Annotated in this window: 1 protein-coding gene; it reads right to left on the bottom strand. The window is 37.2% G+C overall.

The features are described 5' to 3' along the window. Positions 1 to 476 (bottom strand): transposase (locus QNI08_RS22410; protein ID WP_285769552.1); only part of this gene is annotated, 476 nt, incomplete at both ends.

Below are 476 nucleotides of genomic sequence, written 5' to 3'. Positions count from 1 at the left end.
TCTTGATTGATTTCATCTTGAAGGCGTCCTTGATATGCTCGTGTTTCTTTGCGAACTATTTTCTTTTCAAATTTCCTCTTATTCGCACTGGCTTTCACATGTGTGGAATCAACGAATACATGCTCTGCACTTATTAACTTTCTATCAGCAGCTATCATTAAGATTCGATAAAAAATCTGTTCAAACAAATCTGTATCTTTAAAGCGTCGCTCATAATTTTTCCCGAATGTCGAGAAATGAGGGACTTTATCATGGAAACCGTAGCCTAAGAACCAACGGTAAGCCATATTTGTTTCTATTTCTTCAATTGTTTTACGCATGGACCGAATACCGAAGGTATATTGGATGAATGTCAGTTTAACTAAAATAACGGGATCAATACTTGGGCGTCCTACCTCTGAATACATCTCTTTCACTAAGTCATAAATGAAAGAGAAGTCAATGGCAGCCTCCATTTTACGAACCAAATGGTTCGA

This window comes from Peribacillus folii, from assembly GCF_030271255.1.
Lineage (GTDB): Bacteria > Bacillota > Bacilli > Bacillales > DSM-1321 > Peribacillus.
The sequence above is the reverse complement of the archived record's forward strand: the minus strand, read 5'-3'. Positions and strand labels throughout refer to the sequence as shown.